The 22,858-nt window shown below is 53.0% G+C and carries 26 protein-coding genes; 6 read left to right on the top strand and 20 right to left on the bottom strand.

Going from position 1 to position 22,858, the window contains the following annotated elements:
• Window positions 1-5: 5 nt before the first annotated feature.
• The 15 genes from flhC to flgB all read right to left on the bottom strand — a co-directional run bounded on the left by flhC (window position 6) and on the right by flgB (window position 13,671).
• Window positions 6-578 (bottom strand): flagellar transcriptional regulator FlhC, encoded by a 573-nt coding sequence (gene flhC, locus E0L16_RS18245; RefSeq protein ID WP_063865269.1) that lies wholly within the window; start codon window positions 576-578, stop codon window positions 6-8.
• A 1-nt stretch (window position 579) separates the two neighbouring features.
• Window positions 580-930: a flagellar transcriptional regulator FlhD gene (flhD, locus tag E0L16_RS18240; protein WP_023295279.1), complete on the bottom strand. Its 351-nt coding sequence runs from the start codon at window positions 928-930 to the stop codon at window positions 580-582.
• Window positions 931-1,286: 356 nt separating this feature from the next.
• On the bottom strand, window positions 1,287-2,015 hold the full coding sequence (gene fliA, locus E0L16_RS18235; RefSeq protein ID WP_063865326.1) for an RNA polymerase sigma factor FliA: 729 nt from the start codon (window positions 2,013-2,015) through the stop codon (window positions 1,287-1,289).
• Between the two features lie 169 nt (window positions 2,016-2,184).
• Window positions 2,185-3,813, bottom strand: coding sequence for a methyl-accepting chemotaxis protein (locus tag E0L16_RS18230; RefSeq protein ID WP_063865270.1), 1,629 nt, complete (start codon window positions 3,811-3,813; stop codon window positions 2,185-2,187).
• Window positions 3,814-3,878: 65 nt separating this feature from the next.
• Window positions 3,879-4,772 carry a flagellar hook-associated protein FlgL gene (flgL, locus tag E0L16_RS18225; protein ID WP_063865271.1) on the bottom strand — a complete coding sequence of 298 codons (894 nt, stop codon included), beginning with the start codon at window positions 4,770-4,772 and terminating at the stop codon, window positions 3,879-3,881.
• A gap of 11 nt (window positions 4,773-4,783) precedes the next feature.
• Window positions 4,784-6,424: a flagellar hook-associated protein FlgK gene (gene flgK / locus E0L16_RS18220; RefSeq protein WP_131637700.1), complete on the bottom strand. Its 1,641-nt coding sequence runs from the start codon at window positions 6,422-6,424 to the stop codon at window positions 4,784-4,786.
• Between the two features lie 104 nt (window positions 6,425-6,528).
• Window positions 6,529-7,458, bottom strand: a complete 930-nt coding sequence (gene flgJ / locus E0L16_RS18215; RefSeq protein ID WP_063865273.1) for a flagellar assembly peptidoglycan hydrolase FlgJ — start codon at window positions 7,456-7,458, stop codon at window positions 6,529-6,531.
• Window positions 7,458-8,522 carry a flagellar basal body P-ring protein FlgI gene (locus tag E0L16_RS18210; protein ID WP_045324746.1) on the bottom strand — a complete coding sequence of 355 codons (1,065 nt, stop codon included), beginning with the start codon at window positions 8,520-8,522 and terminating at the stop codon, window positions 7,458-7,460. Before E0L16_RS18210 ends, flgJ begins: the two co-directional genes overlap by 1 nt.
• 58 nt (window positions 8,523-8,580) lie before the next feature.
• On the bottom strand, window positions 8,581-9,294 hold the full coding sequence (locus tag E0L16_RS18205; RefSeq protein WP_063865275.1) for a flagellar basal body L-ring protein FlgH: 714 nt from the start codon (window positions 9,292-9,294) through the stop codon (window positions 8,581-8,583).
• A 62-nt stretch (window positions 9,295-9,356) separates the two neighbouring features.
• A complete protein-coding gene (gene flgG / locus E0L16_RS18200) occupies window positions 9,357-10,139 on the bottom strand; it encodes a flagellar basal-body rod protein FlgG (protein WP_015571595.1) in 783 nt (260 codons plus the stop codon).
• Between the two features lie 18 nt (window positions 10,140-10,157).
• Entirely contained in the window at window positions 10,158-10,895 is a 738-nt protein-coding gene (locus E0L16_RS18195) for a flagellar basal body rod protein FlgF (RefSeq protein WP_131637698.1), read from the bottom strand.
• 9 nt (window positions 10,896-10,904) lie between these two features.
• Window positions 10,905-12,119, bottom strand: a complete 1,215-nt coding sequence (gene flgE / locus E0L16_RS18190) for a flagellar hook protein FlgE (protein ID WP_063865277.1) — start codon at window positions 12,117-12,119, stop codon at window positions 10,905-10,907.
• Between the two features lie 28 nt (window positions 12,120-12,147).
• On the bottom strand, window positions 12,148-12,846 hold the full coding sequence (locus tag E0L16_RS18185) for a flagellar hook assembly protein FlgD (RefSeq protein WP_063865278.1): 699 nt from the start codon (window positions 12,844-12,846) through the stop codon (window positions 12,148-12,150).
• Window positions 12,847-12,854: 8 nt separating this feature from the next.
• Window positions 12,855-13,256: a flagellar basal body rod protein FlgC gene (flgC, locus tag E0L16_RS18180; RefSeq protein WP_131637696.1), complete on the bottom strand. Its 402-nt coding sequence runs from the start codon at window positions 13,254-13,256 to the stop codon at window positions 12,855-12,857.
• A 4-nt stretch (window positions 13,257-13,260) separates the two neighbouring features.
• Window positions 13,261-13,671 carry a flagellar basal body rod protein FlgB gene (gene flgB, locus E0L16_RS18175; RefSeq protein WP_063865280.1) on the bottom strand — a complete coding sequence of 137 codons (411 nt, stop codon included), beginning with the start codon at window positions 13,669-13,671 and terminating at the stop codon, window positions 13,261-13,263.
• A 259-nt stretch (window positions 13,672-13,930) separates the two neighbouring features.
• Between flgB and flgA the strand changes: the two genes are divergently transcribed.
• The 3 genes from flgA to E0L16_RS18160 all read left to right on the top strand — a co-directional run bounded on the left by flgA (window position 13,931) and on the right by E0L16_RS18160 (window position 15,460).
• Window positions 13,931-14,629, top strand: coding sequence for a flagellar basal body P-ring formation chaperone FlgA (gene flgA / locus E0L16_RS18170; protein ID WP_131637694.1), 699 nt, complete (start codon window positions 13,931-13,933; stop codon window positions 14,627-14,629).
• A 73-nt stretch (window positions 14,630-14,702) separates the two neighbouring features.
• Entirely contained in the window at window positions 14,703-14,993 is a 291-nt protein-coding gene (flgM, locus tag E0L16_RS18165; protein WP_063865282.1) for a flagellar biosynthesis anti-sigma factor FlgM, read from the top strand.
• Window positions 14,994-15,016: 23 nt separating this feature from the next.
• Complete coding sequence (locus E0L16_RS18160) at window positions 15,017-15,460, top strand: flagella synthesis protein FlgN (protein WP_063865283.1); 444 nt, start codon at window positions 15,017-15,019, stop codon at window positions 15,458-15,460.
• A gap of 117 nt (window positions 15,461-15,577) precedes the next feature.
• Here E0L16_RS18160 and fliT read toward each other — a convergent pair whose 3' ends face one another.
• Genes fliT through fliD form a run of 3 tightly spaced genes read right to left on the bottom strand, consistent with a single transcriptional unit; the run spans window position 15,578 to window position 17,834 of the window.
• Window positions 15,578-15,886 (bottom strand): flagellar protein FliT, encoded by a 309-nt coding sequence (gene fliT, locus E0L16_RS18155; RefSeq protein WP_131637692.1) that lies wholly within the window; start codon window positions 15,884-15,886, stop codon window positions 15,578-15,580.
• The gene (gene fliS / locus E0L16_RS18150) at window positions 15,879-16,286 is read right to left on the bottom strand and encodes a flagellar export chaperone FliS (RefSeq protein WP_017692827.1); all 408 of its coding nucleotides are present in this window, start codon (window positions 16,284-16,286) and stop codon (window positions 15,879-15,881) included. The genes fliT and fliS overlap by 8 nt, the downstream gene beginning before the upstream one ends.
• A gap of 45 nt (window positions 16,287-16,331) precedes the next feature.
• Window positions 16,332-17,834, bottom strand: a complete 1,503-nt coding sequence (fliD, locus tag E0L16_RS18145) for a flagellar filament capping protein FliD (RefSeq protein ID WP_063865285.1) — start codon at window positions 17,832-17,834, stop codon at window positions 16,332-16,334.
• Between the two features lie 310 nt (window positions 17,835-18,144).
• Here fliD and E0L16_RS18140 point away from each other — a divergent pair, with 310 nt between their 5' ends.
• The 3 genes from E0L16_RS18140 to E0L16_RS18130 all read left to right on the top strand — a co-directional run bounded on the left by E0L16_RS18140 (window position 18,145) and on the right by E0L16_RS18130 (window position 21,802).
• On the top strand, window positions 18,145-19,629 hold the full coding sequence (locus E0L16_RS18140) for a flagellin N-terminal helical domain-containing protein (protein ID WP_131637690.1): 1,485 nt from the start codon (window positions 18,145-18,147) through the stop codon (window positions 19,627-19,629).
• A 951-nt stretch (window positions 19,630-20,580) separates the two neighbouring features.
• Entirely contained in the window at window positions 20,581-21,315 is a 735-nt protein-coding gene (locus E0L16_RS18135; RefSeq protein ID WP_242672232.1) for a transcriptional regulator, read from the top strand.
• Window positions 21,281-21,802: a hypothetical protein gene (locus E0L16_RS18130; RefSeq protein ID WP_131637688.1), complete on the top strand. Its 522-nt coding sequence runs from the start codon at window positions 21,281-21,283 to the stop codon at window positions 21,800-21,802. The genes E0L16_RS18135 and E0L16_RS18130 overlap by 35 nt, the downstream gene beginning before the upstream one ends.
• Before the next feature lie 4 nt (window positions 21,803-21,806).
• On the opposite strand, the gene fliR is transcribed toward E0L16_RS18130, so the two are convergent.
• Both fliR and fliQ read right to left on the bottom strand, forming a co-directional pair.
• Window positions 21,807-22,586 carry a flagellar biosynthetic protein FliR gene (fliR, locus tag E0L16_RS18125; protein ID WP_074177562.1) on the bottom strand — a complete coding sequence of 260 codons (780 nt, stop codon included), beginning with the start codon at window positions 22,584-22,586 and terminating at the stop codon, window positions 21,807-21,809.
• Window positions 22,586-22,855: a flagellar biosynthesis protein FliQ gene (gene fliQ, locus E0L16_RS18120; RefSeq protein ID WP_017692822.1), complete on the bottom strand. Its 270-nt coding sequence runs from the start codon at window positions 22,853-22,855 to the stop codon at window positions 22,586-22,588. The genes fliR and fliQ overlap by 1 nt, the downstream gene beginning before the upstream one ends.
• Window positions 22,856-22,858 lie beyond the last annotated feature (3 nt).

Below are 22,858 nucleotides of genomic sequence, written 5' to 3'. Positions count from 1 at the left end.
ATCCGTCAGGCTGTCATAATTTCCGGCGTGGCATAATTGCCTGCAATTCCGCTGAGGTTGACCTGCGATTTCTTAAATGCCCGCGACGGAGGGCTGCACAAACTACAGGTGAACGGGTTTTTGATGAATTCCGTCGTGACGATAAAACCGCCGGAACACACGCTACAGGCCTTACGGGAAATAATGCCGCAGTCGATAAAGCGTAATAATGTCCAGGCACGCGTGAGCCCCAGAACAGGTTTATCGTCGCAGCAGGAACCACACTGCTCCAGATAAAGACGGTAGGTTTTCATCAATATTTCAATTGGACGCCCGCCCCCGGTTTTCTGAAGATAAAGGTAAATGTTATAGAACATGGAAGAGTGAATATTCTGCTCCCATGACATGAACCAGTCCTCAGAAAAAGGGAGCATCCCTTTTGGAGGTGGACAGCCGCGTAACTCTTTATACAAGCGCAGTAAACGCCGACGACTTAACGAGGTTTCAGATTCCAGAACCTGCATTCTTGCCCCGAGGTTTATTAACCCCATGGCAATATTTACCTCTTCAATTTCTTGCAATAAACTTTTCTCGCACATTTTATGCTTCTCCCGTCACAGCAGCATCGGACTCGCTTAACGAATTAAGTAAGTTTGTCGATAAAATGATGCCGGTATGAATTTGCTGAAGAGCTTCAATACGCGAATCTTTCGTCAAATTTTCGATGACCACTTCGTCATCAACACGTAAACGACAAATCAACTGATTGGTCGCAGCCAGTTTCATCAACTGTGGTAAAGACAACTCTTTTAAATTATCAATCGTGCCTTCGGATAAGCCGAGACGAAAGCTGGCAGCAAACTTATCCTGTCTGATCAGCTGCTGAGCCAGTAATAAATAAGAAAGGTTAATATCGTGAATGTTTTGCAGATACTCGTCAAAATTGGACACAAAAAGCTCCCACTGTTTTTCAACCACAAACAAGGCTAAATAGTTAAGGCAAAATGTTTACCCGGTCGATGCAGAGAGTCTTTTGGCATTGATAATCGCTGAATACAGCCAAGCTGATTCAATAAATTATCGAAAAACTTTTCAATGCCAAAGGATGGCTACATCACAAATCTGACGAAATCATATTCATTAAGAATTTTCCTAACAAGCTTTAAGAAAACGGCGCGCAGCAAAAAATCATCGTAACATGATGATTTTATTATCAAAAAACACATTATTAAAGATTCTTAATTATCACGTAACGTAATTAACTTTACTCAGGAAATATTGTTAATCTTGTTAATGTTATCGCTATGTTATTCATTTCCTAACAAATCCATTCTGCTTCGTAAGCGTTTTATCGCTAAACTGTGCAATTGGCTAACGCGCGTTTCCGTCACCCCCAGAATTAATCCAATCTCTTTCATGTTCAGATCCTGCTGATAATAAAACTGCAATATCATCTGTTCACGCTTGGGGATCATTCGGATATGCTCAGCAATGTTAGCTATCAAGTTTTCCTGAATGGCCTCATTTAACGGATTAAGCTGTGCATTTTCGCCGTCATTACTCTCCCAACTGTCAGAATAGTTCTCCTGAAGCTCATCCATGGAATACATCTGGCTGCTATTATTATCAGCCAGCATCTGCTGAAACTCCTTTAGCGAAACGCCCATCCGTTCAGCAATATCAGCTTCGGTCGCTTCCCCTCCCTTTTCCTGTTCGATCTGCTGAATGAGTGACACAATTTCTCGCGAATGCGATCGCACGCGCCGTGGAACCCAATCACTTTCACGAAGCTCATCCATTAATGCCCATTTCACACGCTGTGAGATCCAGGCATTAAGTGCCACCCCTTTTTTAGGGTCAAAGCTATCAATGGCACTTAAAAAACCCATGGAACCCGCCTGTATGAGATCGTCTAATTCGACATTGGCAGGCAGTCTCTTATGCAAACGCAGCGCTTCTTGCCTGACGATAAAATGGTATTTTGACCACAATGCCGTTTTATTCTCCAGCCCTTCAGCTGTGTATATACCGTCCACGCATTTCATCCACCTAATCTTCACATTCTCAATTATCAGTTGAAACCACATAATCAAAAAGTGCGATAAGCTTTTATAAAAATGCGCATACTGTTAATTTAATCATCTCGCAGCTTGATAAGAATAATTGGCGGCACTCCTGACGCCAATTATTCTCCTTCAGCAAGTGTCAGAACGTTTCCCACTGTGCATTATCATTTTCAACGTGACGCAACGTCATTTTTTCCGGCGCGGGCGTATGGCGTTTTTCTACTTTTTCATCTCGCAGGGTAAACTGGGCAACAAGCTGCTCAAGCTCGTCCGACTGAGATTCCAGCTTGCCTGCCGCCATGGCCGCTTCTTCCACCATCGCCGCGTTCTGCTGAGTCACCAGATCCATCTCGTTCACGGCCTGCGATATCTGATTGATACCCGCACTTTGCTCGTCAGAGGCTGAGCTGATTTCGCCCATAATCTGCGTTACTTCCGCAACCGACGTCACAATGTCCTGCATGACGCCGCTCGCCTGGCTTACCTGACGCGAACCTGTATCAATATTGCTCACGCTGGTATTAATCAGCTGATTAATCTCTTTCGCTGCATCGGCGCTGCGCTTGGCGAGGTTACGCACTTCTTCCGCCACAACCGCAAAGCCACGCCCCTGCTCTCCCGCTCGAGCGGCTTCAACCGCCGCGTTCAAGGCAAGAATGTTGGTCTGGTTCGCGATACTGTCGATGACGCCGTTAATATCGGCAATCTGACGGGAGCTTTCGGTAATCTGCGCCATGATAGCTTCCAGGTTCACCATCACCTCACCGCCATTTTGGGCATTCATGCTTGCCCCTTCAGCCAGGCTACGTGCCGCATGTGCGTTATCCGCATTCTGGCGTACGGTGGTTTTGATTTGCTCCATGCTGGCTGCCGTCTCCTGAAGGGCCGCTGCCTGTTCTTCGGTACGGGAGGAAAGGTCGCTGTTGCCCTGCGCAATCTCCTGGGCGTTAGAATGGATATGCACTACCCCTTCACGGATACCGGTGATGGTGTTGGTCAGGGAAACACGCATCTTCTCAAGCTCCCTGAGCATTTTGCCAATTTCGTTATCAGCGCCGGCTTCTATGGCATGACTCAGATCGCCTGCCGCTACGCGCTGAAGCATCTCAACGGTAGTTTCCATCCGACGCACAAGCGCAATACGCAGCCAGTAGCGAACGGCTAACAATACGCAAATCGCGATGGCCATCATCACCACGCTTACCCAAATCATCATCTTGTAGCCACTTTCCGCTACCGACACATATTCGTACCCACGGTCAGATGAGATTTCTGAATACTTCTCAATTTTTTGGCGCAGCTCCGTACGCAGTTCCATATCACCGTTCATCGAGCCCGGGTATCCTTCCGGTCGCTCAAGGTAGCCGAGCTTGGTTTGCACGGTGTTATAAACCAGGTCAAATTTGGCGCGAAGTTCTTCAGCAGCCCTTGTCTCTTCCGGGGTGTTGAATTTCACCTGCGCGAAAGCGTCCATCTCCTTGCGCGCCTCCTTCAGCAGATTATGGGTGTGCTTGATCATCTCTGGCGATAGCGGTTTATGCAGAGACGTCTGAAGCATCATTCCGTTCGTGTTCGCCACCACCGAGTTAATGTTATATGCGGCGTTAGTCATATAGGCGTTGCTGTCATTAACGTCCACAACGCGTTTAAAATTTTTATTAATCGTCACCGAGTTATAAACGGAAAAAGCCGTAACGCCAAACAGCATGCACGAGATCATGCCGATAATCAGACTGATTACGGTATAGATTTTTAGTTTATTTAACATAGGTCCTCATCAGCCGCACATAAATGTGCGGCTAAAACTTTCAGAAATAAAATGGAAGGGTAATGTTATTTATTAAATAAATTCATTTTTTGCATTGACTGAAATACCATCATGGATGCGTTTAATGCAAACTCCGACATTTTGGAATCCATAATGAGCGAAGTCATTGTGCTGTAGTCCGCACCAATGGCCGTCTGAACCTTGGTGATGGTATCGTTGATCATGACGTCGCCGCTCATATCAAGCGCATCCAGTTGCTGAAGGTTGGTCCCCAGTTCAGCTTGTGCCTTACCCAGACGATCGATGCCGCTGGAAACGGCTTCGCTGGCGGCACTCAACGCAGTATTCAGCGCATCGCTGTCGATAGGATCGCGAGAAAGTTCTTCTACCGCTTTATCAAGAACAGAGAAGATGTCCCCAAAAACTTCGCTGCCCAGGTGGCCCGTCTGCATATCCGTACCATCGGCTACGGTTTGCCGGCGTGCGGTATCCCCGCCGACATAGTTACCCGCATCGTCAAACGGTGCCGTATCGCTTTTGAATCCGCCAAAAATATAGCGCCCGCTCCCGTCGCGGTTATTCGCAAGATCCATCAGATTGCCGCGAATACCTTTTATCTCTGCACCCAGCGCCCGACGATCTTCGTCAGAGTAGCTTTCCGTTTTCGCCGCGACGATTTTTTCGGTAAGGGTAGTGGTCAGCAAATTGCCGACACCGTTCAGAATATTATCTTCATGCTCAAGTGAACCCCGCACCGTTGAACGCACGTTGCTATAAAGCTCAAGCTTCGCCAGCGCATCCTGATAATTAACCGCATCGGTAGCGGACTTGGGATCATCCGAGGCTCGCAGCAACGATTTTCCAGCAGAGAGTTGAAGATAGATATTATTATTATCACTCACGCGCTTCGACATGCTCTCGGCGCTCTGTTTAAACATATACAGCGTACTTAATCGCATCGGAAAGCTCCTTATTTAATCGAAAGCAGCGAATCAAACATGGTGGTAGCGGTCTGTAGAATTTGCGCATTGGCCTGGTAATATTGAATAAACATCTGCATATTGACGGTTTCTTCGTTCATATCGACCCCTGAAAGCGCCTGCTTCGCATCATATTTGGTTTGCAGGTCGATCTCCGCCGATGAAATGCCCGATTTTACCGCCCGCGCGTTAGAACCAATGGTCCCCACCAGGCTTGAATAAGCCTCCGTCAGCGTGCTGCCGCCAATCAGTTTCTCATTCTGGATCTTAAGCATCTCTTCCAGATTAAGATTGTTTCCTACCCCGCCACCGGAGGCATCCGCTGCGGCAAAATCCTGTGCGCTGTCGATCGCGCGGCCAATACCCTCCGCTGCCCCAGCCATAGGATTGAAGGAAAAGCTGTCCCCCGCGCTTGCGGTCACGCCGGAAAGATCGATCTCAACGCCGTCAAACTCAAGCGTGGCGGATCCGGCCGGCACCTGCTTGACCAGGCGTCCGTCCGCCCCCGTTACGTTCCAGTTTGTTCCATCAAAATCGATGCTGTAATTTTCAGATTTTACGTTGGTGTAGTCCGTCACGCTGATAGCGTCGAGCGTTCCCCCACCGGCATTGCCCGCATTTGCCACCGCCTTCATGGGTGGCAGAGAGAAAAGATCGCCCCCTGGCACGCCCGTTGGCGTCTCACCCAAACGGTGCTGCTCGTTCATGCGGCTTGCCATCATAAAGGCGATCTGGTTAAGCTCGTTTTTAGCGAGTTCAAGATCTTCGCTGCGGAACTTAAACAACCCGGCCAGGCGGCCTTTGGTAATGCTCGCTTCGTTAACCGGCGTGGTAGTGCCGTTGCTGTCAACGTAAGAGACAACGATTCTGTTGGGATCGCTTTCAGACGCTGTGGCCTGTAGCTTGCTGGCGTTTTCGCCAAAGACGAGGGGGCGGCCATCCTGAAGCGTGACGTCGACGCGGCCAGATACGCTGTTCTCGGTAACATCAATACCGATCTGCTCGCTCAGTTTTTCCAGTAATGCATCGCGCTGATCCAGCAGGTCCGCAGGCGGCGTGCCGTTCTGCGCCTGTACGCGTTCCAGCTGTTTATTCACTTCTGCCAGCTGGTCGCTGATGCTATTAATTTCTTTTACGCTGGTTTCGATATTGGTATTGGTGCTTTTTTCCAGCGCGGTGAGGCGCTTGCCGCTGTCATTGAAGCGCTGGGTCAATACGCCCAGTGAGCTGAATACCGCGGAACGGGCCGGGCCGTCGTCTGGGGTCGCGCTCAGCGTCGCCATCGACTTGAACAGGTTATTGATTGAGACGGAGACGTTGTCGGATTCATCGCCCAACATATTATCTATGTCGCTCAGTTGCTCCATGCGACCGCTAAGCGAGGCCCAGTTTGAGACGGAGCCGCGTAACTGCTTGTTGGCAAAAGCATCGTAAGCGCGATCGACGCCGGTCACCGTCGCGCCGTAGCCGTAAAATCCCTTTCCAGTGGTCATGCCGCCGAGCTCACCAATCACAAGGCTGCGGCGGCTATAGGTATCGCTCATGCCATTGGTCAGGTTGCTGCCCACCACACTAAGAGCGGATTGCGCTACGCTAAGGCCACTTTTCGCGAGACTAAAGAGGTTGTTCATAAGGCACCTGGCTATTCCGTTATTTCCAGCCCGATATCCGGGCAGGGTCAAAATTATTGCTCTGCTTTATTCATCGGTGATTGCGAATTTATCTAAAAACTTTTTTAAAATATTTTCGCGAGGTCGTTTTTATAGGCTTCTACACCCTGCTTAATATCACCTTTTACTTTCTGAATAATGGAGATGAGTTTTTTCGCATAGGCAGGATCGGTTGCGTATCCCCCCGCCTGAAGCGCTTTGGCCGCCTGCTCCGGCGAACGGGAATGCGCAACGCCCGCATAGCGCGGATTCTTAGTGAGTAGCGTCGTGTAATCGGCGAGCGCATGTTCATAGGAATCGTAAACGCGAAACGCGGCCTTTACCTTTTGCTTCACACCGTTGATGTATTCGGTGGTCATCACCTCTGTGGTTTTGCCTTGCCAGTCACCCCCGGCCTTAATACCGAACAGGTTATGGCTGGGGCGGCCGTCAGCGGTGGGGATTTCACGCTGCCCCCATCCCGACTCCAGCGCCGCCTGCGCGAGGATTAGTTGCGGATGAACCCCGCTCTGCCTGGCGGCGATCTGTGCTGGACGCAGCAGACGAGAAATAAAGGATTGTGCCCCCTCCGCTACGTTGCCAAAGGAGACCGGCGCAGACGGAACCCGCGGCCCGGCGGCAGATCTGGCGGAGGAGGAAAGTCCCGGCAGATTAAGCGGGCCGCTGCCGGGCGTCGACACCGATGCGTTTTCGCTCTCGCCGCCCAACTGGCGCACAATCATATCCGCAAAACCAAGCTGTCCGCTCCCGGCAATATTTTGCGCCACCTGCTGGTCGTGCATCGCGGTAAACATATCGGTGGACTGGCTGTGCATGAGGTCATCTTTGATGGTGGCATCGCGCATGCTCTTCATCATCATCTGCACGAAGATCCCCTCCATCTGCTGCGCCGCCGCCCTGAGCGCCCCGGGTTCAGCGCGGCGCGCATCGCGCTTCAGCGCGTCAAGAGAGCGAACGTCAAAGGCGGGCTTATCCAGACGATCGAAAGCATTCATCACTCCACCTCCAGCTTCGCACGCAGGCAGCCTGCATTTTTCATTGACTGCAAAATGGACATCAGCTCATTTGGCGTCGCGCCAAGCGTATTGAGTGCCCTGATCACCGCGTTCAGATCCGTACTGCTGCGCACGCTTTGCAGCGAGCCGCCGCGGTCGCGTACTGAGATATCGGTTTGTGGCACCACGACGGTCTGCCCGCCACCAAGGGGCGTATCCGGCTGGCTCACGACATTATTCTGCGTGACCTCCACCGTCAGCGAGCCGTAAGCCACGGCACAGGCATCGAGGGAGACATGGCGGTTCATCACCACGGCGCCGGTACGAGAGTTAACAATGACCTTCGCATCCTGTATCCCCACGCGCAGCGGAATATCCTGGATATTGGCAAGGAAACGCACCCGGGAAGGACCATCCGGCGGGGCAAACAAACGCACAGTTCGGGCATCTTCAGGGATTGCCGCCCCGCCGCTATAGCGACGATTAATCTCGTCGCTGATCTGCTGCGCCAGCGAGAAGTCCGACTCGTTTAGCTGGAGACGCAGCGTGTTTTGCGTGGCGAAGTCATTTGGGACTTCGCGTTCAACCGTCGCCCCACCGCTAATGCGTCCGCCGTTAAGCTGGTTAACCTGCACGCGGCTGCCGCCTGCCTGCGCGCCAGCTCCGGAGATCAGCACGTTGCCCTGCGCCATGGCGTAGATCTGGTTGTCCGCCCCCTTAAGTGGCGTCATCAGCAGCGTACCGCCACGCAGGCTCTTCGCGTTTCCCAGAGAAGAGACCACGATGTCGATTTTATCCCCTGAGCGGGCGAATGGCGGCAGTTCAGCCGTCACCATTACCGCGGCAATATTTTTCAGCTGCATGTTGGTGCCCGCCGGTACGGTAATGCCAAGCTGGGACAACATATTATTGAGGCTCTGGCCCGTAAACGGCGCCTGCATCGTCTGGTCGCCCGTGCCATCAAGCCCGACCACCAGCCCGTAGCCCATGAGCGAGTTAGAGCGCACGCCCTGCACCGTGGCCAGGTCGCGAATTCGCTCGGCCTGCGCCGGCGTATACAGCATCGGAATGCTGAGCAGCAGGCCGAGAAAGAACAGAATGGATTTTGTATTCATCGTCATATCAGAAAGGAGAAAGGTTCAGGAACAGGCGTTGCAGCCAGCCCATCGTCTGCGCTTCGTTGATGTAGCCGTTGCCGACATACTCAATGCGCGCATCCGCCACCTGAGTTGAGGGCACGGTGTTGGCCCCGCTGATGGTGCGAGGGTTCACCACACCCGAGAAGCGTATAAACTCGGTCCCCTGGTTTATGGCGATCTGCTTCTCACCGACCACCTGTAGATTGCCGTTCGGCAGGAGTTTATTTACCGTCACCGTGATGGTGCCGGTAAAGGTGTTGCGCGCTGCCGCCCCGCCCTTGCCGGAGAAGTCGCTTTTGCCCTCCGCGTTAAAGTCCGCTTTGCCGTTACCAAGCCAGCTGTTCGAGCTGCCCGGCATGGCCAGTAATCCCATTCCGGCCGATCCATTACGGTTGGCACTGGCGGAGGAGCTCTTGCTGGCGCTAACGTTTTCCTGAAGCAGGATCGTCAACGTGTCGCCCACGCTGCGCGGCCTGCGGTCTTCAAACATCGGCTGATAGCCATAGTTCATGGCTTGTCCTGCCTGGAACAGCGAGCCGCCGGTTGTGACCGGTGCCATCGGTAATGGTTCTGCCGACGTTGGTCCGTCCACGAGCGGCTTTTGCAAAATGTGCGCGCAGCCGCTTAACAGCAGCACGCCCGCCAGCAGTGCAGGGCGCGATAGCCCTGATGGACTGTATGTAAAAAGTGTTTTCATTTACGTGTCGATAAACCATCTATCCGCCCGAGCCAGCGCCCGGAGCGGTAAGAGAGAGGAAATTAAAGCTGGGTGAGCCTCTGCAACATCTGATCGGATGCAGAAACGGCCTTACTGTTGATCTCGTAGGCGCGCTGGACCTGGATCATATTGACCAGCTCCTCGGCCACGTTGACGTTAGACGTCTCGATGTATTTCTGCTTGAGCGTGCCTGCATCTTCAAGGCCCGGATTCAGTTCATTCGGGGCGCCGGAGGATTGCGTTTCACGATAAAGATTGCCGCCAATGCTTTCGAGACCGGCATCGTTGACAAAGGTCGCCAGGGTCAACTGCCCCACCTGCTGCGGCTGAGCCTGGCCCGGGAGCGTCACGCTGACGATACCATCAGGGCTTATCTGCATCTCTTTGGCGTCCTGCGGCACCACTACGCCCGGCAGAATAGGATGGCCTTCTGCGTTTACCAGCTGGCCGTTTTCATTTTTATCGAAATGTCCGTCACGGGTGTATGCGGTGCTGCCGTCGGGCAACTGCACCTGGAAGAAGCCTTTGCCTTCGATAGCGACATCGGTATCGTTACCGGTCATGTTAAGGCCGCCCTGGGTATGCACGCGCTGGGTAGAGACCGGACGCACGCCGGTACCTAGCTGGAGGCCGCTTGGCAGCGTCGTCTGTTCGGAAGCCTGTGCACCGGGCTGGCGCATGGTTTGATAAAGCAAATCCTGGAACACCGCTCGCTGGCGCTTAAAGCCGTTGGTGTTGACGTTCGCCAGGTTGTTTGAAATTACGTCCATATTGGTCTGCTGTGCTTCCAGACCGGTTTTTGCGATCCATAATGACCGAATCATCTGTACTCCTTGCGCGGGTTAGCCCACGCTTAATAGCTGGTTGGCCTTTTGCGCGTTTTCATCCGCGGTGCGGATCACCTTCATGTTCATCTCGAAGCTGCGTGCGGTGGCAATCATCTCCGTCATAGCCTTCACCGGGCTCACGTTACTCCCCTCAAGGGATTCAGGACTCAGACGCATGGCGTCATCCTGGGGCAACGCACCGCCCGCTGCCGGGCGAAACAGCCCATCGTCGCGGTGGATCAGGGTGCTCATGGGAGCGTTAACCATTTTCAGTCTTCCGACCGGCACGACGGCCGTAGGCTCATCACCCGCGCCGAGTGCAGAGACGGTACCGTCCTCCGCAATGGTGATCTGCGAATGGGGAGGAACCACCAGCGGTGCGCCGTCGCCCATCAGCGGCTTCCCGCCAACCTGCAACGCGCCGTCCTGATCGATCTCAATGCCGCCGTTACGGGTGTACCCTTCGCTGCCGTCCGGCAGAGCTACCGTCAGCCAGCCGTTCTGCGGGAGTGCAACGTCGAGACTGCGTCCGGTGTGGGTAATCGGTCCCATGGTGTCGTCGTTATACGGCGTTGATTCCGCTACCAGCGCGCGGGTTTTCAGGGTCTCACCCTCAACCGGCACAGCGCGAAACGCGGCCAGCTGGGCACGAAAGCCCGCCGTGGCGCTGTTAGCCATGTTGTTCGACGTCACGGCCTGGCGGTTGAGCGCCGCGTTAGCAGCACTCAATGCGGTATATATTGCGCGATCCATCCGCCGCCCTTATCGCAGGTTAACCAGCGTCTGGAGTAGCTCAGACTGGGTTTTGATGGTTTGCGAGTTCGACTGGTAATTACGCTGGTAGACAATCATATTGACCATTTCCTGCCCCAGATCGACGTTAGACTGCTCAAGCATATTCCCGTTTATCGTACCGAAGCTGCCGGAGCCGGAGGTGCCAAGAAACGGCTGGCCGGACTGCGGCGTTTCGCTCCAGACGTTATTACCTTCAGCCGCCAGCCCACCGCTATTGGCGAAGTCAGCCAGTACGATTTGGGCCACGGTCTGACGCTGACCGTTACTGTAGGTCGCGACCACTTCTCCGCTGTCGCCAATAACAAAGCTCTGATATTTACCCGGGGCCTGTCCGTCGATCGTGTCAACTTTCACGAGGCTATCGGTGGCCCGGCGGGTTAAGCTTGAAAGATCCAGGTCGATACTCAACGGCGCGGAGCCATTAAACGCGGCCCCGTTGATGGTCATTTTGGTACTGGCCATCGCCGCAGTGTCCATATTGCCGTTGCTATCGAACTTCAACTCCAGGGAGGTCACATCAGGCGTGCCGGGCGCGGTTTCATCGCGCGCGTAAGCTTTCCACTCGCCTGCCGCGGTCTGCACAAAGTAGACCTTTACGGTGTGTTTATTGCCCAGCGTGTCGGTCGCTTCAATCTGGCTCTGATAGTTGTAGGTTTTTGGATCGCTATGATCGAACGGTTCGGTGATGATGGTGGTGTCATCTGACTTCAGGTTACCCGTAAGGGATCCGGCGGTAGACGCCGCTGGCGGCATGTCTTCGGTCGGTATACGAATAGGTCCTACCGGCGCGCCGGGAGCGATTGTCGGCGGTGTACCGGTCGCCTGGTAGCCGGTCAGGTACAAGCCATTGGTGCTGTTGATGATATTGCCGTTCTGATCCTGCTTGAACTGGCCGTTACGTCCGTAAAAGACGGCGCCACCTTCGCTCACCATGCGGAAAAAACCTTTTCCCTGTAAGCCCATATCCAGCGAGCTGTTGCCCGCCGTCAGGCCACCGTCGCCGAAGTTCTGGGTCACGCCCGCAACCTGAACCCCGAGGCCCGTCGTTCCGGCGAAGATGTCGGCGAAGGCCACGGAGCCTGCTTTAAAACCTGCTGTCTGGGAGTTGGCGATGTTGTTTCCAACCACGTCCAGCGCTTTGGCGGCTGCATTGAGACCGCTAAGACCTTGTGAAAAACTCATATTGAAGTTCCAGAGAGTAAATTATTCGCTATTTTTGGATAACAACCACGTCGCCCATGGTGATGGGGTCATGATTGAGCAGGTGCAGTACCGCGCCGTTGGCCGTCATCGTGACGCCAGACACCTGCTCCTGAATCAGGCCGGAGATTTCCGGGTTATCGCCTTCCGGATTTTTCGCGTCAAAGGAGAGCGTGTACTCCCTGTCCTGAGGCGGCCCCGGCTCCGGCTGGAAGTTTTCCAGATCGTCCAGGGTGTAAGTCTTCACCCCGGATTTCACGTCCTTCAGCTGCGCCGTATAGGCATTGCCTTCATCATCCTTCAGCGTGACGGTGACCGTTTCTGCATCGCCCGATAACAGGAAACTGAAGCTGTCTGACGGCTTCTCCTCGCCGTCCAGAGGCTGCGCGGCATCACCAAAGGCGACCTTCGGATCGCCCTCGATCAGTACCCCACGGCCTACCCAGGAGGCGGCGCTCATACTGCCCAACTGCGCCATAAGCGCCTGAACGTTGCCGACGGATGAGTTAAGTTTTTCCACTCCCGCGGCGGTATTGAACTGTGCCAGCTGGGAGGTCAGCTGGTTGTTATCCATCGGGTTAGTCGGGTCCTGGTTTTGCATCTGCGCAACCAGCAGCTTCATAAACTGCTCGGAGAGGTCGGCTGCACTGCTGCCCGTGCCGTAAGTACTGGTATTGCCGCTGGTGTCGTTTACCGTTGAAACTGTCATATCCTGCCTTACTGGCCGAGGGTTAAGGTTTTCTGCATCAGGGCCTTGGCGGAGTTCATCACCTCCACATTTGCCTGATAGCTGCGTGAGGCGGAAATGGTATTGACCATCTCATTGACCACGTTGACGTTAGGCATGCGGACATACCCCTGTTCGTCCGCCAGCGGATTACCGGGCTCATAGACCAGGCGATCGGGCGCTGTACTCTCCACCACGTCGCTGACTCTGACGCCGCCGATGCCCTGGGCAGAGGTGTCCGCTTCAAACATGACCTGACGGGCGCGGTAAGGCTGTCCGTCAGGTCCGGCAACGCTGTCTGCGTTCGCCATATTGCTGGCGCTCACGTTGAGACGTTTTGACTGCGCGGCCATCGCCGAGCCTGAAATATCAAATACGCTAAATAACGACATTTATTTACCCCTGACTGACTACCGTCATCATTTTCTTAATATCTGCACCGAGGAATGTCAGGCTCGATTGATATTTCATGGCGTTATCCGCGAAATTAACTCGCTCGCGGTCCATATCCACGGTGTTACCATCCGCGCTTGGCTGATCCGGTACGCGATATAGCAACTGAGCATCATCGAAAGGCATTTTTTTGCCCTGCATATGCTTGCTGGACGTTAACGCCATGGTGACAGGCCCTGATGCAGGTTTATTCCCTAACGCATTTTTAAGCTGCTGAGAAAAATCAATATCTCGCGCCTGATAACCTGGCGTATCGGCATTCGCAATATTCGATGCCAGGATTTCCTGCCGACGCGAGAGGAGACCTAACGCCTGCTGCTGGAAGCGAAACGCATCGTCAAGTTTATTCATCATGCACTCTGGTCCCTGCCTTGCTTTATATAAACCGCGATAGTGTAGACAGCGCTGATGAAATATCACACTGCAAAGACCTGACAGAAATAGGCGCTATTAGCGAAATTAAAATAGATATTTAAAACAGGCGGAACTGATTCATGAAAACGGCAGCAGAAGTGTCATTATTTAACGCAATAAAAGCGTTTCTATCGCGTATATAATTTAGTCAGAATAAGCATACCGGTTTACTTTACTGGTTTTACAATAAGGCAACAAGATGAAGCTTCCATTATTACGCATAACGCTGGTAACGCTTTTTTTCGCCAGCCCGCTGTACGCCAGCGTGCCATCCGCGACAACGGCAAAACTGCGATTAGTGCAGAAACTGGAGGCGCTGGTCAAGCTCACGGAAAATCCGGGCAATATCGTTCGTACCGTTACGCTGCTGGCCTCGCCCGGGCAGATATCAGCGGTGTGCGAAAACCCTGACCTGAGCATGGCCGGGCATGATAACCGTCTCACCGGCAAACGCACCGCGGTGGCACGCTGCGGCATGCGTAAGTTCTATCTGCCGTTTAGCATTAGCGCCCAGGGAACCTTCTGGGTCGCCAGCCATAGTCTGAAGGGCGGGGAAATTATGCAGCAGGGCGATATAACGCCGATGACCGGTAGCCTGGACGATTTGCCCGTAGGGCTAATGTTCGAGGCGAGGGACATTGTCGGCCAACGCCTTTTACGCCCCCTTGCGGCGGGTAAACCGGTGCTGCAAAACCAGCTGCGCCAGCAGTGGCGTCTTCGCGCCGGGCAGACGGTAGAGCTGGTCATGTCGGGACCGGGTTTCTTTATCCGCAGCCAGGGCAAAGCGTTAAACAACGCTGCGGTTGACGATACGCTGCGCGTAAAAACCACGGGCGGACGTAACGTCACGGGAAAAGTGGGTCGGGACGGAGCCGTGACAATTTTTTCAGAACAATAATTTTAGTTTTTTCGTGTATTTCCGAAGTCTAGTGTATAGGCAAGAGCAATAACGATGACTGGCGAGGATAAACATGAGCATCGAAAGCACCCAACCCACTGCACCGATTGGCAATCTGGCCGGCGGACAGGAACTGCGTACACGCGGCACCGCGCAGGAAAATACCGTCGCGGCGGGCGAAGCGCGCGGAAACAAAACCGAAGTGACCCTGAGCGCGCTGACAAAAAAAATTCAGACCGACGACAGCCGTGACGTGGATTATGCACGCGTGGATAAAATCCGTGCCGCAATGGACTCCGGGGAGCTCACTATCGAGCCAGAGAAAATTGCTCAGGCGCTGGTGCGACATATTTTTGAGTATTAATAACGGCAGGATTTTTTAACATTATGGATAAGCTGTACCCGATACTGACGCAAATGAAAACGTCCCTGGACGAGCTGGAAGCCATCATGATTGAAGAGGTCAATCAGCTCAGCCGCGCACAAATCAATCCCGTTTCGCTACAGGTATTATCGGATAATAAAAGCCAATTGCTTTCGTCAATTCAGTACTACGATGAAATGCGTCTCCAGCAGGAACAGCTTTCCGCCCTTCAGGCGCCCTATCACCATCACAGCAGGCTGTTCACCAGCTGGAAGCTGATAAGAGAACGGGTGCAAAGCACCAAAACGCTGAACGCGCAGGTCGAAACGCTTCTGCAAAACCATATGAAGAAGAATCAATATATGCAGAAGGTGGTAGACCGCGTGGGTCACGCCAACACGCTCTACGGCCCCGCCGGTGAATCCAGCCAGGCTCCCGCGGGTCGTAAATACAATATCAGTATCTGATTCGCGTCTTGCTTACTCGTAATCGAGCTCGCCCATGGCGAGCTTTTTTTTGCGCGCTAATGTCATGTTGCAGAGGGATTGAGGCGGGACATGCTCCCGCCTCCAGGGGCAGGAGCGTCAGACAGTGTGGTATGCCTGAGCGGACGCGTTTGATTTAAGTAAAGCCGAAATGTTCTCGCTGAGATGGCCTCGCCGGACAGACATCCGCTGGCGCAAACGTTCATCCTGGGCAAGAAGCTGCGCAAGCTGTGCGCGGGCGTCTTCGGCAAGCGGCGAGAGATCGAACTCACAGAGCGCCTGCATACCCCGCGCGTAGGCTGCAACCTCTTCGGTAAAGCACTCCCACGCCTCCTCGTCTGCTAATCGTTGCAGACGTTCGTTACTCTGCAACATCAGGGCGATTTGCCGCGTGAGTGTATCAGCCATGCTTCACCTGACGCGCCTGCGGGTCGATGGCTTTCCACGTCTCGGCCATATCCACCATCAGCGAGATAAGGTGCGGAAGCATTTCCCCGGACTTATTAAGGTTCGCCTCCAGCAAAGAGCGCGAAATATACTCGTACAGACGCTCCAGATCGGCGGCAATCTGTCCCCCTACCTCATGGTTAAGCCCGGCGCGCAGGCCGTTATCAATAATGTTGATTGCCCGGGAGATCATCTCACCCCGGCGAGCGATATTTCCGGACTGGAAGTAAATCTCGGCGCGACGCATGGCATTAATTGCTCCGTCGTAGAGCAATACGATGAGCTGGTGCGGGGTGGCGCCAGCAATCTGGCTGTCCAGAGAGACGGAGGAGTAGGCGCTGTTGCCCGTTTTGGTGTACATCTTCGGTTCCTGCCGGGCAGTTGACCTGCCCGGATGCGTTAAAGTTTATCCCATGATCCCAAGCAGCGCGGACTGAAGCTGCTGGCTCGTACTGTTCATTTGCGTCAGGGCCTGGTCGAGACGCTGGAATTCCTTACGGCTGCGGTCAAGGCTGTCCTGAATGCGTTCCTGCATGCGGGCAATCTGTTTTTCAACGCGGGTATTTTGTTCCTTTACCCCTTTGAGGGCGGTTGCGATAGCCCCTTCTACCTTCGGGATCGAATCGTTGTCGCCCAGATAGGTGGTGAACACCTCCTCCATGCGATCCTTAATCCCGCCCGTTGAGCCGGTGCCTAAAAACAGGGCTTCCACCTCCTTTGGATTTTTCTTCAGCGCTTCATCGAGCTTTTTATTGTCGATAGAGAGTATGCCCAGGGTACCGGTACGCTCTTCGCCGGGTTTGCTTTCGTTGAAATTCACCTTGATACCGAGCGCACCCAGCGATTTATACAGATCGTCGGCATCGCCATAGCTCCCGGCGACAGCGGACTTCATCTGGCTGGTCAAACGGCGCAGAGTACCGTCACCGAAAAGCGCGCCGTTTGACGCGTTGGCCTGCGGCAGTTCATCGCCGGTCGTCTTCTCCGGTTCGTTGTAGGCACTGGCGCTGGATGCCGCGCTAAGATAGGCGTTATAGGCATTCACAAACTCTTCAATCAGGCTTTTAACCTTAGAGGTATCGGCGGTGATCGACAGTGTTTCTGATTTCAGTTTTGATGCGTCGTCAGGATCTTTCTCTGAGACCTCGCGCAGATCGAGGGTGATCCCGTCAATGGCGTCAGAAATGGTATTGGAGCTGCGTTCAATCTTCGTACCATCAATGTAGACAATGGCATTCTGCGCCGGCGTAATCTCCCGGGCATTATCCGCACCCGGCGTGACTGCCGGATCGTAATCCAGCACTTTCGCCAGCTTACTGTCGCCGCTTACGCTGATGCTAATTTCGCCATCTTCGCCGGTCTTTTTTGACGTCACAACCAGCTGATATTTGCCATCTTCGGCAGGCATTACCGTCGCGGTAACATCGCCATTTTTAGCATTAATTTTTTTAGCAATCTGTACCAGAGAGGTCTCATCATCTTTCAGTTCCACCTCCATCGGCTTGCCTTTGCCTGCGGTGATGGTCACCGTACGCGGACCGGCACCGTCGCCCAGCTGGGTGTCGTTCGCTTTTTGCGGTGCCGTCCCCACTTTATTGGCTTTTGCTAACTGCTCAACCTGGACTGAGTAGCTATTCGGGATCGCTCCCTTACCTGCCGTTGCGTTAAATGCCTTGTTGGTGCCAATGCTGACCCCGTTGAACCCTTCATCCTCCAGTTTTTTCAGCGCCGTTTTCACCGCATCCAGACTGCTGGAGATTTTACCCCAGGAGGAAGTTTGTCCTTCATAATTACTCTGCTTCTGCAAATAGGGATTTAATTTTTTATTCTCAGCTACCTGGAGCTGCGAAATCATACTTTCAATATCTAACCCGGAGCCGCCGAGGCCTGACATAGAGAACGAAGCCATGATTTGTATTCCTGTTACAGTGAAGATAGATATAGCGATAACATCGGGGTTTCGGCCATAAAGTTTAATTTTTTACAGTGCAGGCGACAACGAAACCACCACGTTAATACACTCTTATACGCTTATCAGGCTATTGGCTGTGGCAATCGGGATAATTGCCATCACTTATGTACGCTTTTCCAGGAATATAAAAAATTATGAAAAAATAATTTAGTCATTTCCTTTTCATCCGATTAATTCAGTATGCGCAACAGACATCGCATATTTAACTGGCGAATGCCGTCGTTACTTTATTTAAAAGGATATTGATATGGCCCAGGTCATTAATACTAACGCATTGAGCTTGATGGCTCAGAACAACCTGAACAAATCTCAGACTTCTCTGGGTACTGCAATTCAGCGTCTCTCTTCCGGTCTGCGTATTAACAGTGCGAAAGACGATGCAGCAGGTATGGCGATCTCTAACCGCTTCACCTCTTCTATCCGCGGCCTGACCCAGGCAGCACGTAACGCCAACGATGGTATCTCCCTGGCGCAGACCACCGAGGGCGCGCTGGAAGAAGTAACCGAGAACTTGCAGCGTATCCGTGAACTGACCGTTCAGGCAAAAAACGGCACCAACTCTTCTGACGACCGTGACTCCATCAAAAAAGAGATCTCTGCACGTCTGGACGAGATCAAACGTATTTCTGAAACCACCAACTTCAACGGCGTTAACGTTCTCGATGGTTCCAAAGATAAACTGACCATCCAGATTGGCGACAAAGATGGCCAGACCATCGACATCGATCTGAAGAAACTGGACATCGACTCTCTGGGTCTGGACGGCTTCACTGCGGCATTCGATAAAATTGCCGGCTCTGCGGGCGCTACCAGCGAGTACACCAAGGCAGCTACTGCGAAAGCAGCGGGCGACGATACGGGTATCAGCACTAGCGCCGGTAACTGGAAAGTTGACGCGGCTGATATCACCGCAATTGAAACGGCAGTGGGCGCAGCAGCAGGCGACGTCGACCTGTACGTAGCTGATGGTGAAGCTTTCGCTTACGATAAAACTGCCGACAAAATGTTTAAACTGGACACCTCTGCTATCACCTTCAAGGATGATGGTGCTGGCAATGCGATCATTGACGGTGCTGTACCAGCGAGTGCTGCAACGGAAGTCAGCGCGCTGGATGCCGATATCCTGTTGAACGGCCCATCAACGCTGAGCGATGCCACCAAGCTGAAAGAAGGCGCGACCTTCAAAGCTCAGGATGGTTCTGAAGTGAAGCTGGATCAGGCTAAGCTGGACGAGATCTCCAACGCAGCCTTCGGCGCTGACGCTGCTGACAGCAACATGCAGATGTTCTCCGTGAAAGACGGTGCAAACACCAAATACTTCGCGCAGAGCACCGACGCAAGCGGTAACACCGTGGTGAAAGAGCTGACCTTCGCAGATAACGCAACTGCACCAACCGTCGCGGATGCAGGCGCAGCGGACTCAGCGTTCATCAACACCGCCGCTAACGCTGCCGCAGCCGACGACCTGCTGGGCAACCTGGACGCAGCCCTGACCGAAGTAACCAACTTCCAGGCTGACCTGGGTGCGATTCAGAACCGTTTCAGCTCTATTATCGCGAACCTGAACACCACTGTGATTAACACCACCGAAGCACGCTCTCGTATCCAGGACGCTGACTTCTCCGTGGAAGTGTCCGCAATGAGCCGTTCTAACATCCTGCAACAGGCTGGCGTATCCGTTCTGAGCCAGGCTAACCAGGTACCTCAGAACGTTCTGAGCCTGCTGCGTTAATCCCGAAAAGCCTCAACTTTTTACGCGTATCCATTGCGCGTTAGCCCTCCCTGTCGGAGGGCTTTTTTCGTTTTGCCCCCCGCCGCTTCTTCTCCTGAATCGTTCACATCCTGCCCTGACGGTCTGTCAGGCAAGGCATAAATAATAAAAAGTATTACAAAATGCGTGGGCGAAAAAAGCCTAACAAAACAATATAAACATGCTCTCACCCTATTTCGAGACAAACGATAACCGACCATAAATAGCGTGCAAAAAGCACCATTGAATACGAAATGAAAGAACGAACGCGTCTCGTTCATTTATTATGAACGCCCCCTCCGGTAAACCGCTCACCTCAACATTTTTTAAATGATATGACCAGTGAGATAAAATTAACCAACTCATTTATAGCGACTGCCGATATTTAATGTTAAAATCGTTTTCGCTGCACAGCGTGCAAAGGGAGAAACTCCCTCCTGTGACTAATACATTTTTAAGCATTTAGCTTAACTAACTTGAGCAGTCAGCAAATGCCCGTCAGTCAATGCCCTTCACGTACTAAGCCTCAGAAAAATATGAATATAAGCGTCACCCCACTGCTATCGGGCCGCCAGGTTCAGCGAGAGGAATCACCGCATGCGCATCAAAATGGGAGGACATTAACTTTATTTATCACACAAATATGCCAACCGAGGCCTGGCAATTATTAACATCGGCATTAATAACGTTAATACCGTTGAAATTTACCTTTAGCGATCCGCGAATAGTTGCGATATAAGCCTTAGGTAGCCCGAAATTGTTGCGCATTGTTAACGAAAAGACTTTACCCAATTAACATAAACACCCATTCAATTCACCTTATCTTTCATTACGAAGTATCAAGATATTATGGTCAATTACATTGCGATTGGATCGTTAGTGACGTTGGATTTGCACACGAGGTTACTAACACGAACGCGCGACGGCGAGTGCGTGACGCTGCCCGCCAGCGCCTGCCTCTGCCTTGCCGCCCTGGTGGAAGCGCAGGGACAAATTTTGTCTCAGGAACAGTTAATGGATATCGGCTGGCGTAGCGCTGGCGTTGAGGTCACGGACAATAGCGTGCGCGTTATGGTGAACAAGCTTCGACGCGCGCTGGCCTCGCTAGAGATGCAGGATGCTATTGCGCTGGTTGCCGTAACGCGAAGCGGTTATCGCCTGATTATTCGTGAAGAGAGCCCGCCGGAACCCTCGGCTGACAGCGTTGAGATCGCCCCCACACCGCAGCCGCCTGAAATGCCGGTGGAGGCTACGCCTCCTCCCCCCTCCGCTACGCCAGCACCGCGTCGAAAAAGGTTTTTGCGAAGCGCTGCGTTCGCGGTCTGCGGCATGCTGATCGGTATTCTTACTGCCATATCCGTCAAAAATGCGTTTGTCCCCAGCCCACAGAGCATCGAGTTTATCCTCTGGCAGGGAGAAGGGATCCCCCCCGGACATATCGTGATGGTGCAAAAAAACCGAATAAGCCAAACAGAACTTATTCAGGCAACGCTGCACACCTATACCGAATATGTACTGGAAAGACGCGTCCATTACAGACCAGGTAAAATTTTATACATCACTACCGGCACGGGAAAGATAGATAAATATCAGGCCGTTATTGCCTGTCAAAAACCCATTCAGGAGCAAAAGAATGACTGTGAATCGTTCTATTTTCATCTTTATTAAACGCCCGCAGGTCCTCTTCGCTGGCGGCCTGATGACAGGTTTAGCGTTAACAATCGGGTACACGATCGCCACGTCGCCGCTGCGACAGACGTGCTTTGCCCCAGCCTCCTTTTATACTATCAAGGACGAAAACAACGTGACGCTGGCGCGAGGAATTTATCGCTCATACCGCGATGGACTTCATGAGGGACACACGACCTATATCGGTAATATCCGCCATTTTCAGAACGGGAAACGTGTAGGGCAAAGTTCACCCGTACAGCGCAGCGTGAGTTATACCATGTCCTACTCCGGCAACCTGCTGCATCTGACGGTGCTTAGCCACGCCCGTCGGCTGGGCGATCAAAGCAACGAAAAAGAGGTAACGGATTACATTTTTCCGCAGCTTAAGAGCGGCGATACCTCCACCAGTTCCCTCTATTTGCTGGAAAACAGCATTCTGGCATCGGGTACGGAGACGGTAGTCAGGATCGCCTGCACGAATTAAGCCCTCAAACCAGCGCTTGTATTAGCCCGCTCAGGATCCCGAAGCCGTGGCTCATAAGACGTTCAAAGAATGGAGCCAGCGTTTCGTCGATAAGCAACAGGGCCAGCATGCCGAAGGTCAGCGTGAGCGGGAATCCTACTACAAAGATCGAGAGCTGCGGGGTAAGGCGGTTTAGCAGCGCAAGCACCATGTTTATGCTCAGCAGCAGGGCTATCACCGGGAGGCCCAGGATCAGCCCCTGACTGAAGATGAGTCCGGCATGATTAACGAGGTAAAACATCCCGCCAGCATGCAGCGGTTCAGCGTCGATGGGGAGAGCCTCGAAGGTCTCAGCAAGCAGCGAAAGCAACCACAGATGGCCGTTAAACACCAAAAAGAGCAGCATCGCCAGCATGTTTAGCAGGCGAGCGATCACCGGGCTGTTACCGCTGCCCGGGTCGAAGAAGGTGGCAAACGAGAGTCCCATCTGCATCCCAATGATCTCGCCCGCCAGGCGAACGGCGGCAAACAGCAGCTGCATCGTCAGCCCCATCGCGGCGCCGATGAGCACCTGCTTAGCCATCGTCCAGACGCCCGCCCAGGAGTAAAGTCCTATGTCGGCGTCAGGAACCAGTCCGCCCAGCAGCAGCGCGAGGGTTAAGGCCAACGCCGCACGCAGGCGGGCGCTGATCGCTTTCTCGCTAAAGACTGGCGCAACGTGCAGTAGCGCCGAGATGCGCACCATCACCAAAAAGTAATGGCTTATCAGGGCGTAAAGCTGTTCAAGGGGAAGATTAAAAATCATTAGCCGATGGCGTAAGGAATGCTGGCGAACAACATGCGCGTGTATTCAATAAAGATTTTCATCATCCACGGACCGAGCAGCACGCCGACGCCCACGATCATCAGGATTTTAGGGATAAAGGTCATCGTCATTTCGTTCACCTGCGTCGCGGCCTGAAGAATACTGATGATCAGACCGGTTGCCAGCGCGACCAGCAAAAGCGGGCCCGCAATCATTAGCCCAACCTTGATAGCTTCCATGCCCAATACCATGACGCTTTCGGGGGTCATACC

Source organism: Enterobacter quasihormaechei (assembly GCF_004331385.1).
GTDB classification, from domain to species: domain Bacteria; phylum Pseudomonadota; class Gammaproteobacteria; order Enterobacterales; family Enterobacteriaceae; genus Enterobacter; species Enterobacter quasihormaechei.
Note: the sequence above shows the minus strand (reverse complement) of the source record. Positions and strands in the feature narration are given on the sequence as shown.